This window comes from Vibrio sp. S9_S30 (assembly GCF_014694455.1).
Lineage (GTDB): Bacteria > Pseudomonadota > Gammaproteobacteria > Enterobacterales > Vibrionaceae > Vibrio.
The window spans coordinates 92,357-105,870 of record NZ_JAAUWT010000009.1 but is presented as its reverse complement, the minus strand read 5'-3'; the positions used below and the strand labels follow the sequence as shown (position 1 = coordinate 105,870).

General features: G+C 48.8%; 9 protein-coding genes and 2 pseudogenes. 8 read left to right on the top strand and 3 right to left on the bottom strand.

Annotated features, from left to right (window positions below):
- Nucleotides 1–56 precede the first annotated feature (56 nt).
- Nucleotides 57–1,073, top strand: a complete 1,017-nt coding sequence (locus HC752_RS12495) for a nuclear transport factor 2 family protein (RefSeq protein ID WP_190335495.1) — start codon at nucleotides 57–59, stop codon at nucleotides 1,071–1,073.
- A 208-nt stretch (nucleotides 1,074–1,281) separates the two neighbouring features.
- On the opposite strand, the gene HC752_RS12490 is transcribed toward HC752_RS12495, so the two are convergent.
- Nucleotides 1,282–2,181 (bottom strand): LysR family transcriptional regulator, encoded by a 900-nt coding sequence (locus HC752_RS12490; RefSeq protein ID WP_190335494.1) that lies wholly within the window; start codon nucleotides 2,179–2,181, stop codon nucleotides 1,282–1,284.
- A gap of 152 nt (nucleotides 2,182–2,333) precedes the next feature.
- Here HC752_RS12490 and HC752_RS12485 point away from each other — a divergent pair, with 152 nt between their 5' ends.
- The 6 genes and pseudogenes from HC752_RS12485 to HC752_RS12460 all read left to right on the top strand — a co-directional run bounded on the left by HC752_RS12485 (nucleotide 2,334) and on the right by HC752_RS12460 (nucleotide 9,608).
- A complete protein-coding gene (locus HC752_RS12485; protein ID WP_190335493.1) occupies nucleotides 2,334–2,732 on the top strand; it encodes a Rid family hydrolase in 399 nt (132 codons plus the stop codon).
- Between the two features lie 121 nt (nucleotides 2,733–2,853).
- The gene (locus HC752_RS12480) at nucleotides 2,854–4,308 is read left to right on the top strand and encodes an aldehyde dehydrogenase family protein (RefSeq protein WP_190335492.1); all 1,455 of its coding nucleotides are present in this window, start codon (nucleotides 2,854–2,856) and stop codon (nucleotides 4,306–4,308) included.
- 34 nt (nucleotides 4,309–4,342) lie between these two features.
- Nucleotides 4,343–5,335 (top strand): membrane dipeptidase, encoded by a 993-nt coding sequence (locus HC752_RS12475; RefSeq protein WP_190335491.1) that lies wholly within the window; start codon nucleotides 4,343–4,345, stop codon nucleotides 5,333–5,335.
- A gap of 48 nt (nucleotides 5,336–5,383) precedes the next feature.
- Nucleotides 5,384–7,032: pseudogene (locus tag HC752_RS12470) on the top strand (BCCT family transporter).
- Between the two features lie 137 nt (nucleotides 7,033–7,169).
- Nucleotides 7,170–8,886: pseudogene (locus HC752_RS12465) on the top strand (hypothetical protein).
- Complete coding sequence (locus HC752_RS12460; RefSeq protein WP_190335488.1) at nucleotides 8,883–9,608, top strand: DUF3726 domain-containing protein; 726 nt, start codon at nucleotides 8,883–8,885, stop codon at nucleotides 9,606–9,608. The pseudogene HC752_RS12465 and the gene HC752_RS12460 overlap by 4 nt, the downstream one beginning before the upstream one ends.
- On the opposite strand, the gene HC752_RS12455 is transcribed toward HC752_RS12460, so the two are convergent.
- On the bottom strand, nucleotides 9,585–10,520 hold the full coding sequence (locus HC752_RS12455; protein ID WP_190335487.1) for an EamA family transporter: 936 nt from the start codon (nucleotides 10,518–10,520) through the stop codon (nucleotides 9,585–9,587). The genes HC752_RS12460 and HC752_RS12455 overlap by 24 nt on opposite strands.
- 581 nt (nucleotides 10,521–11,101) lie before the next feature.
- Here HC752_RS12455 and HC752_RS12450 point away from each other — a divergent pair.
- On the top strand, nucleotides 11,102–12,517 hold the full coding sequence (locus HC752_RS12450) for an OprD family outer membrane porin (protein ID WP_238930509.1): 1,416 nt from the start codon (nucleotides 11,102–11,104) through the stop codon (nucleotides 12,515–12,517).
- Between the two features lie 70 nt (nucleotides 12,518–12,587).
- Here the strand turns inward: HC752_RS12450 and HC752_RS12445 are convergent, their stop codons facing one another.
- Entirely contained in the window at nucleotides 12,588–13,472 is an 885-nt protein-coding gene (locus HC752_RS12445; protein WP_190335485.1) for a LysR family transcriptional regulator, read from the bottom strand.
- Between the last annotated feature and the right edge of the window lie 42 nt (nucleotides 13,473–13,514).

Here is a 13,514-nt window from a genome sequence, read left to right as displayed (position 1 = left end):
CGTTCCATACCCAAGTGACCTCAAGATGCAGGATTCCGGTTATATAAGGAAAATTCATGTCTTCAGACACCCAGAATGCCAAACAGGTTGTATTGGCATTTTTCAGAGAGTTAGACAGTGCCAGCCCAGAAAGTGTGGAGAATGTGCTGACGCGCTATACCTCAGAACATTACCAATGGCGAGGGTGCCATCCATTCAATGAAATCACCTCGCTGAATGAATTGAGTACATCGTTCTGGCAACCATTGAAGCAATCCCTGAAACGCATTCAACGCCGACAAGACGTGCTGATGGCAGCACAAAACAGTTTGTCCGATACCCCTTCCGTTTGGGTGGTGTCCATGGGGCACTTAATGGGGCTTTTGGATCAAAACTGGCTCGGTATTCCGGCGACTCATAAGATGACGTTCTTACGCTACTGCGAGTTTCATGAAGTCTCGAATGGCAAAATTCAGCAAACCGCGATGTTCTTCGACATCCCTCATTTGATGGTTCAGGCAGGGGTAAACCCATTTCCACCTCAAACGGGGGCATTTATGGTGCAACCCGGTCCGATGACCCACAACGGTGTGATGGTTGATGCTCAGCCATCGGAGGAAAGTGATAAAACGCTAACGCTCATTAACAGTATGATCAGTGACATTGGAAATTGGAAAAACGCGCTGTCTCTGGAAGAAGAACTGGCACTCACGTGGCACGACGACATGATCTGGTGGGGGCCGGCCGGAATCGGAGCCAGCTACACCATCGAACGTTACGCCAAACAACACTCAGGTCCCTTTCGTGAAGCGTTTGATGACCGAATCTTCAACGGGCACATTTGCCGCTTAGCCGAAGGAGAATTCGGCGGTTTCTTTGGTTGGCCGAACCTCACGCTAACCCCAAGAGGCGGCTTTATGGGCATGCCCGCCTTCAATAAACCTGTCGATATGCGAGTGATCGACATCTACCGACGCGATGGCGACAAACTGGCAGAGAACTGGGTTTTCATCGACTTGCTGCATTTCTGGCATCAACAGGGGCTGGATGTATTGGGTCGACTCAGCCGCAATCATCCCTCTCTTCCCCTTTAAAAAACCAATAGAAGCCCCTCATGATGAGGGGCAAAGTTACTATTGTTTAATAGTTACTATTGCTTAACGTTACTATTGCTTAACGTTACCATCGCTGAAAGTTACTATTGCTCATAGCTATAATGCCATACTAGAAAAGCGCTTCTTGCTCGCCGAAATCTCCGCTCACATAACCTTGTGTACGCTTGGCTAAAGATGACTTGCGGGTCTACGCGCTCCCTGCTTTCTCCTGACCGTAATTTAGGTACTTAATACATAAGTCGTGAAAGGCTTGTGCTTGTGGGGACATCGTGCGCTCAGACAGCCTAAAAATGCCGATCTCACGCTGTAAAGGTGGGTCGGTAAGCGGAATCCAAGTGAGGCGTGTTTCATTGGTAGGAAAGGCTAGCTTTGGAAGGGTTGTCACACCGATTCCTAACTCAAGGACAGAAAACAAAGAGGTGATGTTTTCCACAGAATAGAGGGCTCGTTCACTTAGCGCTCTGGCTGGCGTAGGTTCCAGCAATGTGCAGGTGCCATTTCGAATAAAAGGTTGCTGTAAAAGTGTTTTCCATTCAATGCCTTCCAATGTGCTTGCGATTGGGTTGTCTTTTAAACACACGACACCGATCGGGTCTGAAATCAACGGCACAAAATCAATGGATTCTTCATCCAAGTGGGAACAGTTACCCAATGCGAGATCGACCTCTCCCGACATCAACCGCGATTCCACGCCCGCGGCATTATCATCCACCAAGCTCACTTCGACATTCGGGAACTGCTCGCAGAATGCCGCCAATACGCTAGGGATAAGCTTGGTGGCAACTGAGGGCACGCTGGCAATGCGTACCCGCCCTTGCTGGCCAGCCGCAGCGGCTCGCAAATCGTTATCCAGTGCGTGGTACACATTTAAAAACTGGGTAATTTTGGGCACACAAATTTCCCCAAAGGGGGTCAGCGCCGATTTGTTACCACTTTCAAACAGTGGTTGCCCTAATGCGCGCTCCAGTTCCTTAATAGACGTAGAAAGCGCTGCCTGAGATCGATTCGCTCTATGTGACGCCGCTCTAAATCCCCCTTCTTCCACCACGAAAGAAAAATGCATCAGTTGTTGTAGCTTAATGTTCATCGTATCTCTCTCAGCCCTGTTTCGGATTGATACTAAACAGAGTGATAAATTTTACTTATCAAATGTAAGAAATTTACCGTTAGATTTATCACCTGTCAAAGGGCAATATTTAACCATAAACAAACAATTTCGTTACATACTGGATCAGAGACGTGAACACACAACCTAAAAAACACCCGATCAAAACCGAACTTTTTGCTTCCAAAGCGCCGCTAGAGTGGGCAGTCGTTGGCAACGGCACGCTTTACACGGCTCAAATTCCCATTGATGAAACGGGTGCGGTTGTTGAAGGCGGTATCGAGGCTCAAACCCGGCAAACCTTTGCTAACTTGAGCCATACCCTTGAATGCGCGGGCGAATCCTTGGATGCCGTCTTTCAAGTTTTGATTTACGTCACCGACCGAGAATATCTTCAAACAGTTAACCGTGTGTATGCCGAGTACTTTAACGCCCCGTTTCCTAACCGTGCAGCCATGGTGGTCGCGGGTTTGGCTCGTGAGGAAATGCTGGTCGAGTTCGTTGTGTACGCTTTCGCGACGCAGCCTCAATAGCTCGCTTTTATTCTATGGCTAATCACCCTCAGCCTGAATCCGCACGACATACATTCGAACACGCTGCAACACATCTAGATCAAGAAGAGATGCGCAGCCAAAGAACCGATAAGGACACAACATGACCGCTCAACTGCCCGACGAAAACGCCCTCTACATTGGTGGTGAATGGCACACCGGTGAAAGCACCGTTGCCAATATTAACCCTTCCGACATTTCAGACACCATTGGTTCGTTTGCACAAGCGAGTGAACAGCAAACACACCAAGCGATCAGCGCTGCCAAACACGCACAGCCAGAATGGGAACGCACCCCGATGGAGCGCAAGCAAGCGGTCTTGCAAGCCATTGGCAATGAGTTGATTGCTCGCTGCGACGAGTTGGGCACGCTGCTTTCTCGTGAAGAAGGCAAGCCTTTTGCGGAAGGTCGCGGCGAAATCTATCGCGCTGGGCAATTCTTTCAATACTTCGCGGCGGAAGTCCTTCGCCAAATGGGCGACACCGCCGATTCTGTTCGCCCTGGCGTGTCTGTTGAAGTCACGCGTGAGGCTGTGGGCGTTGTCGCCATCATTTCGCCATGGAACTTCCCTACCGCCACCGCCGCTTGGAAAATCGCACCAGCACTGGCGTTTGGTAATAGCGTGATCTGGAAACCCGCCAACCTCACTCCTGCGAGTGCCGTTGCGCTGACGGACATTATTCACCGTCAGGGTATGCCTGCAGGCACCTTCAACTTGGTTCTGGGTAGCGGTTCTAAGGTGGGGAATACCCTCATTCATTCCAAAGACATTAACGCCGTCAGTTTTACAGGTTCTGTCGAAACGGGTCGTAAAGTGGCGGCGGCAACGGCCCCCAACTTTGTGCGCTGCCAATTGGAAATGGGCAGTAAAAATGCCTTGGTGGTTGCGGACGATGCGGACATTCAAACGGCGGTGGATGCCACCATTGCAGGTTCTTTCTCTGGTGCGGGCCAAAAATGTACCGCGTCTTCTCGCCTAGTGGTGATGGACAGCATTCACGATCAATACGTGGAAGCGCTGATCAAACGCATGAGTGAATTGAAAGTCGGTCACGCACTCGAAGACGGTGTGTTTATGGGGCCGGTTGTCGATGGCAATCAACTGGATGCAAACTTTGCGTGGCTTGAGAAAGCCCGCCAAAGCGGCGCGGAATTGGCATTTGGTGGTGAACGTTTGACCCTCGCTCACGAAGGTTACTACATGTCGCCGACGCTATTTTTGGACACGCAAAACCAATGGGAAATGAACCAAGAAGAAGTGTTTGCGCCAATGGCAAGCGTCATTCGTGTTGCTCACCTCGAAGAAGCCATTGCCGTCACCAACGACACTCGCTTTGGTTTGACGGGCGGCATCATCACTCAGAGCCTACGCACCAGTGCCCTTTTCAAACAGCAAGCACAAACGGGATGCGTCATGGTGAACTTGCCAACGGCGGGCACCGATTATCACGTGCCGTTTGGTGGGCGCAAAGACTCCAGCTTTGGTCCGCGTGAACAGGGTCAGTACGCCAAAGAGTTTTACACCGTAGTGAAGACGACTTACCAGCGTCCTTACTGATCATCTCGCGAACACCGACTAGGAAAAGATAGGCATGTATCAGCAAAGGATAGTGATTGATGGCTTGCAGTACTGCAACTGGAATCGCGAGTATTTTCAAACATTAAAAGCCAGCGGGATTACCGCCGTGCACGCTACCGTGGTGTATCACGAAAACACTCGAGAAACGCTCACGCGTTTTGCAGAGTGGAACCTTAGGTTTGAGCAAAATGCCGACCTCATCATGCCTATTCACACCATGGCAGATGTCGAGGAAGCGAAAGCGTCGGGCAGAGTCGGTATTTTCTTTGGGGCGCAGAACTGCTCCCCAATAGAAGATGAGATAGGCTTAATTGAAGTCATGAAACGCCAAGGTCTGCTGATCATGCAGCTCACCTACAACAACCAAAGTTTGTTGGCAACGGGCTGTTACGAGCAGCACGACATGGGCATTACCCGATTTGGCAAACAAGCCATTCAGGAAATGAACCGAGTCGGCATGATCATCGATATGTCTCACAGCGCAGAACGCTCAACGCTGGAAGCCATCGATATGTCATCTCGCCCTGTTTGCATTAGCCACGCTAACCCAAACTTTGCGCACAAAGCCCTTCGCAATAAGTCGGATGAGGTCATTAAGTCGCTCACGGAGCGTGGTGGGTTACTGGGTTTTAGCCTTTACCCTTTCCATCTTCCAAACGGCAGCAATTGCACCTTGGAAGATTTTTGCCAAATGATCGCCAAAACCGCCGACATGGTTGGCGTTGAACATCTCGCTATCGGGTCTGACTTATGCCTTAACCAGCCTCAGTCTGTACTGGAGTGGATGCGCAATGGTCGATGGTCGAAAGCCATGGACTATGGTGAAGGCTCGGCAAGCAATTCAGGCTGGCCAGACTCTCTGCCGTGGTTTGCAGGCAGCGAAGGAATGGAAAACATTTACAACGGATTACAACGTCATGGGTTCAACGAACTCGAGGCCGGACAAATTATCGGTGATAACTGGTTCAACTTTTTGAAAAGCGGGCTAGAGCCTAGCCATTCATAAAGCCTGAAGGTCACCTGACAGGGAACAGCCTGCCCAACAACAGCCATAATAAGGGCAGGTGTTAAATACACCTTTGCAACTGCAAAGCAAACTTCTGGAGTCAGCACATGTCTGATCTAACCAATAGCATGAAAAGTACGGAAGCTGCTCATTCCGTATCAAGCACCACACCCCCAGCCCAAAACGCAACGGATGCGTTAGGGCTGACCAACCCTGCACTATGGTACAGCGGCGGCTTTATTGCCCTATTCGTTCTGCTTGCTTTATTTAATGGAGAGCTGCTCTCCACACTGGTCAACACAGGTTTTGCATGGTCTGTTAAGGTCTTTGGACCCTACTGGCAATTATTGCTGCTGTTAACCTTTTTGATTGGTCTCGGTCTTGCCGCAGGCAGAACGGGAAAAGTCATTTTGGGCAATCTCTCCGCTCCGGAAATGAATGGCTTCCGCTGGATGGCGATCATCTTCTGTACTCTGCTCGCAGGTGGGGGGGTGTTCTGGGCAGCGGCAGAGCCTATTGCGCATTTTGTTAGCCCACCCCCTCTGTATGGGGTACAAGAAGATACCCAACAAATGGCGTTCAATGCGCTTTCTCAATCTTTTATGCACTGGGGTTTTCTTGCTTGGGCTATCGTGGGCAGTTTGACCTCGATTGTTATCATGCATTTACATTACGACAAAGGACTGCCGCTAAAACCTCGTATTTTGCTGTACCCTGTTTTAGGTGAACGCGCGCTCAAAGGGCAAACAGGGGCATTGATTGATGCCTGTTGTATTGTCGCGGTGGCGGCTGGAACCATTGGGCCGATTGGTTTCTTAGGCTTGCAAGTGAGCTACGCCCTTAACGCCCTATTCGATATCCCTGATGGGTTTACCACTCAGCTGATCATTGTCATGTTCGCCATCACCCTTTATACCCTTTCCGCCATCAGTGGTTTGAACCGAGGTATGCAGATGCTCAGCCGATTCAACGTGATCCTAGCCTGCGCATTGATGATCTACATTCTGTTATTTGGACCGACCAACTTCATCTTCAACGGCTACATTCAAGGCGTGGGCACCATGTTAGACAACTTCATTCCCATGGCGACCTACCGCGGTGACGAAGGCTGGTTAAGCTGGTGGACCGTGTTCTTCTGGGGCTGGTTTTTGGGCTACGGCCCCATGATGGCCATCTTTATCGCTCGTATCTCACGGGGACGAAGCATTCGCCAGATCATTACGACCATCAGCATTGTTGCCCCTTTGGTGACGTTCTTTTGGTTCACCATCGTGGGCGGATCGGGGCTGGCGTTTGAAATCGCCGAACCGGGCACCGTCAGTAAAGCCTTTGAAGGCTTTAACCTTCCTGGTGCGTTATTGGCGGTCACTCAACAGCTGCCGTTGCCAATGTTTGTCTCGATTCTCTTTTTGATTCTGACCACCATTTTCATTGTCACAACGGGGGATTCCATGACGTACACCATTAGTGTGGTGATCAGTGGGGAAACCGAACCCAACGCCATTATTCGTACCTTTTGGGGGGTGATGATGGGGGTAACGGCACTGATTCTTATCTCTCTGGGTTCTGGTGGAATATCTGCATTGCAGTCGTTCATCGTGATTACCGCAGTGCCAGTGTCGTTAATTTTGCTGCCTTCTCTATGGAACGCACCGCAAATAGCCATGAAGTTGGCAAAAGAGCAAGGGTTAGATTAGTCAATAGTGGGGTGGGTGTTTGCCCACCTATCCAAGAACTTGGTATGCCCAATAGCACTGATGTGTATGCTTCTTATAACGATGACTTTTCTTATAACAATGATTCTTCCTATAACAATGATTCTTCCTATAACAATATGGTGGTGAGCAAAAATGGATGCACATCGTTCTACTCATGTTAACGCCCAATATCGCAATGCCGATGTCGTTATGGATCCAGAACGTTTGGGCGCGATGCACCAAACGCGGATCAGTTTCGTTCGCACTTTGATCCGCAAAATGGCCCATCAACAATGGCGTGTGACCCAACACCAATGGGAACTGTGTCCACAGGGCTTTGGACACGTCGTTTATCAACTGAAAACACCAGAAAACCGTTACCACTTAGTGGTGTTCTGCAGTGAAATTGAAGACGACGAGCGTAACGACAGAGTGATCGCCGAGAAATGGGATGTGACGTTTGCACTCGTAGAAGGCGACGTATCACAGGCGCTCTTAAACAGGCTGCGTGAAAATGTGCCCTTGCAGGAAGCGGGTCGTAACCCCAACAACGTATTGGTGTTGGCTCGGGCGAACAAAAGCGTCCGAGTGTTCGAGCACATTGTGTCAAGTTTGGCGAAGGGCGTTCAGCCTGAAGAAAAGGAACTGGCAGAAGTGGGCTACATTTTGCGAACCACTGCCGTCTATGGCAATGGAAAATTTGGCATAGCCGATTTTAAGTTGCTGGAAAACAACCCAGATTTTAAGCAATCGTTCAGCGCTCAAATGTGTGCGGTTTACCTGCTGCGTGAATTCAGCCTAGATTGGGTTCACTACCTCGCCAAGCAGCAAGGCGGAAGCCGTTTCGTCGAGCTCGATCGCTCATTTCAGCGCTACCTTGGTGTTGGCAATGCAACGGGGCTCGGCATGGCACCGTACCTCATTAATCACCCCTGTATTGTCGACCAGTGGTTAACCGCCAGAGAAGCGGCTTTATCAGAAGTACTCAGCCAGTTCCCCGACGATCGCAGTATTTCGCAACTCATCGCCTTATTAAATAAAGCCATTTGTCATTTAGATCAGGTTGTCACCATCAATGAACCCCAACGACAACGTAATGCCAAGGCCGTTCTAGAACTCAAAAGCTTGGTAGCCAGCATCGATACCATGACAAGCCTCAGCCAAAACTGGGGGCAACGGCTAGAACAGTATGCTCATTTCAGCTTAGAAGCGCAGGAATCGTTAACGAGCTGCTTAATGGAGCTGTACCCAGAAAAAGTCGACCAATACCAAGACAACATGAATTGCGATGAATCCTTATACTTAGAAGGCAGTAGAACCGTTCAGCAATTTATTACCTTGCTAGAAACCCGCTATCGCTGGGCCATTGACACCGATTATTCGCAACACGACAACCACTACTGGTTTTGGTATCGCTCACAAGATAAAGAAGAACCAAGGCTCGGTGTGCGAGAAGTAGAGCCCGGCGAAGAAAAAGAGCTGCCACTGGATATCGGCCGTCAGGTGAGCGCGCTTTATCAGTCCCTTGTCGCCGAAAACCCAAATATTTCTATGGCAGAATTTTCACTAAAACACCCAAAACACCGTGCCATTGCACGCAGGGCATGGACACTCGGAAACAAAGTGATGGGCGACATACAAATGAATGTGCTGCACAAAGACGCCCTGCCCATGCACCTATTACGATGCAAATTGGCGATTTTCGGTGCAACGAAATTTGACCCAAGGTCAGATCGCTGGGTAAGAGTGACGTTTTTTCAAGGTGCACCACTGCTTGATGAAATCCATGAAGACGAATGGATCTTTCCTACGTTACCGTCATCAACCCAACACTCTGAAGGCGAAAGATCATGATTGTGTCTCATAACGAATTGGTGGCAATGGTGACCAAAGCCTTTTTGGGCATGCGAAGACATTGTGGCGAAGCCGATATCATCGCCAATATGGTCGCAGATTTGCAAATGGCGGGGCTCAATGGCGTTAAACACTTCAACAATGGCAGCCGATTCATGAGCAACGAAGAGGATTGCCCTGTGGAGGTGTGCGAGCTTGGCAATGACAGCCTAGAGATCGATCTTCACGGCTCCAGCCTTGCGTGTCATTTGCCTGTTGTGCTGGATTTCGCACTGCAAAAATTGGTCAAACGACGTCAAATGACGTTGAAACTAACTCGATGCCATAACCGTTGGCTCGCTTACAGTGAATTAGCCAAACTGGCGTCTAAAGGCATTGCGTGTAAAGCCTATTGGGAAAATGGATCGTCTCCTCAGAAAGTATTGTTGATGCTCAACAAAGGACGCCTTTCACCGGAGCTGTGCTTTTCCGAGCAAGTATCGCCGGATTCTTTGAGCATCCACGATATGACGATAGTGCTGTCGATTGACGACTTTGATTTTTCGGCAATATCAGACGGCTACACCATCCATATTCCTGCAAAGCAGCTCTCCGACGCTCAGAAAGCCGCTTGGAAACAAGGCATAGAAGTGGATGAGCAAGAATGGCAAATGCTAAAAAACACTGCGACAGAGATGTTGGTCGAAAGCAGTGAGCAATCAAAGCTTGGGGCGGGAGAATAGGGACGATCGTCGCATGGTAAACTGCTCAAATGCAACAATGGCCAATGCTAGCATAATCGCCAGATAGGTTGGCCACTGGATCAGCGCAATACGCTCCCCTAAGATCAGCGCCACACAAAAAACCAGCGCGGGTTCCAAATAACCGAGTAATCCAAATAAGGTCAAGGGCAGCTGCTGCGACGCATAGAAAAAGAGAATAATCGGAATAATCCCAGTAAAAGCCAAGCCGATGTAATACAGCCAAGCATTGGGTGCAATGGCTCCCCAAGACTCCATAGGATAAATCAATGCCATACCGATGAGGGCAAACGGCAATAAAAACAGGTTCTCCAAACTGAAAGACACATCGCTACTGATGTTGTATTGGCGGCGAAACATAAAATAAACGGGATAACCGAAGCAAATCAAGAAGACAATCCAAGACACCCCCTCTGCCATGGCGTATGCATACGCCACGCCGCAAGCGGCAATAACACAGGCAATCAGCTGCTGTCGAGTAATGCGTTCCTTGTACACAAAATGCGCCGTCGCCGCCAACGTTAAAGGCAAGCAAAAATAACCAAGTGCAACCGAAAGCGTCTCTCCTTGGAGGGGTGCCCAAACAAACACCCAAAGTTGCGGCGCAATCAGCATCGCCGATAGCATGAATCTTGGCCACAATCGCCACTGCGAAAAGAAAGACCAAAACGTCGGGAGCCGTCCAAATAGAGTAAGACCGAGCAATAGGAGTATCGACCCCCACATTACTCGCTGACCAGCCAACCAATTCCCCATATCAACATCGGTTATGATGCCAGCAACGTCAGGCTGAAATGTCACATAAGCCGGTAACAGGGCAAACCCCATGGAAGCGATAATTGATGCCAGTATTCCTCGGGTTTCATCCGTCGACGTATTGTTCACTTGGTTCATTCGAATCGGTCGATTTTTATCAAAAAATAATACGCTAACCTAGCATAGCCGGAGAATCTCACGAACGTTTTTCACTCAAAAAGTGTTGGATTTGCAGCCAAATAGTATTCTTCACTTGGTCATAAATAACAGAAATACGTGCAGTGCAATGATGCCCTTACCCAATGCTTTGAAGAGGGTATAGAACCGGAGAGAAGCCAAACACACAAAGTTATTTCCCCTGTGTCGCGGCTATTCAATTCAAGACCAGCGAATGGATGGGTCGACCTTTATTGATGGATGTCACAAAAAAACCGCTCAATATCCCTTTATTAAAAAAGTGATGTCGCGCAGGCAACGCCAAATCAAGCCTTAAAGACGAGGCCAATAATCATTAAATTAATCAATACATTAAATTCCTGTCTTTTCTCGTCCCCCCCACCATAATCAGATTGTGATCAACTTCTAATCCCGTCATCTAACTATGATCCAAGTCTTATAAATCAAAATTAAAACATCGTTTCTATTTTAAAAAACCGCCGTTTTCATAACATTATTGATGTGATTATTCACAGACAAACTAATAACTGATGGATATAGTTATGAATACGATAAAAAAGGTTCCACTTTCCAGACTCACCCCCTCCATTTTGGTTGCAATGGCGGCACTGCCTGTACACGCAAATGACGGCGATCAAAACGATGCCCTCAACCAAAGTGCGGCGGCACTTAACCTTGCTGATGAAGCTAAACAAGCCTTTTATGAAGACTCTTCATCCAAACTGCACTCTTTCTTGTACATCCGAGATCGTCAACAAAAAGACGACAACGGTGAGTACGTTCCGAATATTGAAAACCAAACCTTGCAATTCGCTTGGGATTACCGCTCTGGTTATTTCAAAGACACGGTTGGAATTGATATCTGGGCGAACACCAACCTACAGCTAGGCGAAACGACTGGCATGTCGGAAATTCTCTATTTCGATCACACTTGCGAGAACAACTCATCATACGATGGCAAAGCGTGCGAAAAGTCTTATGTTGCCGTTCCAGTGGTATCGCTAAAAGCCAAATTTGGCGATGACAAAGCCGGTCTCGCCTTGCGCGGTGGTTACACCCGAATCAATATCGGTACCATCCGGTCGAGCTGGGGGTTAAACCCACATGCCTACCGCGGGCTTGAAGCCAAAGCGCATTTTGGCGATTTCGTGGTTGGGTATGCCATTGCTGACAAGTTCAAAAACGACTGGCGTAAAAACTTCCACGATATGACCACAACTTGGCATCAAAACCAGCACCCTGGTGGCAAACAAGGCCAGATCATCGACTACATTCACACGGTCGGTGGCATCTATAAGTTTGATGGTGGTCAGATAGATTTAGGCTACGGGGAAGGGAAAAATTACCGCACAAACTGGCAAGTATTGGGTCAATATGGCTTCGACATGGGCAACGCAAAAGTCAACCTAACGGGCTTTTACCATGGCAGTATTCGCGCGGAATCAGAACTGACTGGATTGAAAGATCAGCAAGCACAACGTTACGTTGGCTTGGGCGCCAACATCAAAAGCGGCAACTTTACTTGGATAGCGGGTTTCAGCGCCACCGACACCAAAGGTCAAGAAGTTGGCTATAACTTCCGCCTAACGCCTTGGGCGAACTCCGACAACCGTAACTTCCAACAAACCGCTTCTCAGCTAGAAGACTATAACGTTGATGGCACAAAAGCCGCGAAACTTGCTGTGAACTACAACTTCGCTGATTTTGGTGTTGCAGGCTTAACCGCTGGTCTTGGTGCCAACTATGGCACTCACGTTCGTTCCAGCAAAACCGAGAAGGAATACGATGGCACCATGCATTCGTTAGATTGGAACCTTGGGTATCAGTTTTTGGATGGCGGGTTGAAAGGGCTTAACGTTCGTCTATTCCACGGCATGTTCCGCGGTAACGATGTGGTGCATAAGCAAGACCGCAATGACGTTAAGCTGCTTATTTCCTACAGCCTGGATCTAAAATAATTCCGAAAAGCTGCCTTTGTGCCCTGCATGGTTTCCCGCTTGTAGGGCATTTTTAAGAATCTGACACAGATTAAGCGCGGTTCGCCATCATCTCTTTCAGCTCGGTCATCAGCCAACGTTTTACTTCGCTTGTTTGGCTATCCGTTCGCTTGACTAACCCAACTTCTACCATCATATCCGCAAACGAATCTTTACATTTCATGGTTTTGACTTGCCCTAAAAACCAATCGGAATCGACGATGTGCTGAGGGACAATTGCCCAACCTTGGTTACGCGCCACCAAATCGCAAATTAAATAATAACTGTCGATGTGCCAATGATTCGGCGTTAATGCCTTGTCGCCTCCTTCTCCAGAACGGTCGCAAATCACCAATTGCCGGTCTCCATACAAATCCGATAATGACACTTCCTTTTCATTGGCCAATGGGTGTGCCTCGCCTATGATAAGTACCTTTTCAAAGTACCCTATGGATTGAAATTCCACTTCTCTCGGCAAATCACTTTGGCGAAACATAAGCCCGATATCCGCTTTCTTTTCGGCAATCGCAGCGGAGATATCGTCACGCGAGCCATTGGTGATCGTTAGGCGAAGATTCGGAAATCGCTCCCCTAAGTGGGTGAAAATGGAATGAGCGGTATCCAAAGGGATCGCTTCATCTACCGTGAGTTTTAAGGTGAGGGGTTCGCCAGAAGAAGCCGTTAATGCCCGGCTATTCAGCTTCTGACTTTGTTGTAAAAGCGCTTCAGCGTCGATCAACATCTGCTTACCTAAATCGGTTAAAACAGGAAAGCGAGCGGAACGATCAAAGAGCTCAAACCCCAGATCCACCTCTAGGTTTGAAATGGCGCTGCTCACCCGAGACTGTGCCTTCCCCATTTTTCGGGCTGCTGCGGAAAAGGACCCACTGCGAGCCGCCATCACAAACGCTTCAATCTGATCCAGAGTCCAATTCATTTTGTCATCGCTCCAATCCATCCGAAATACGGATAGATGTTA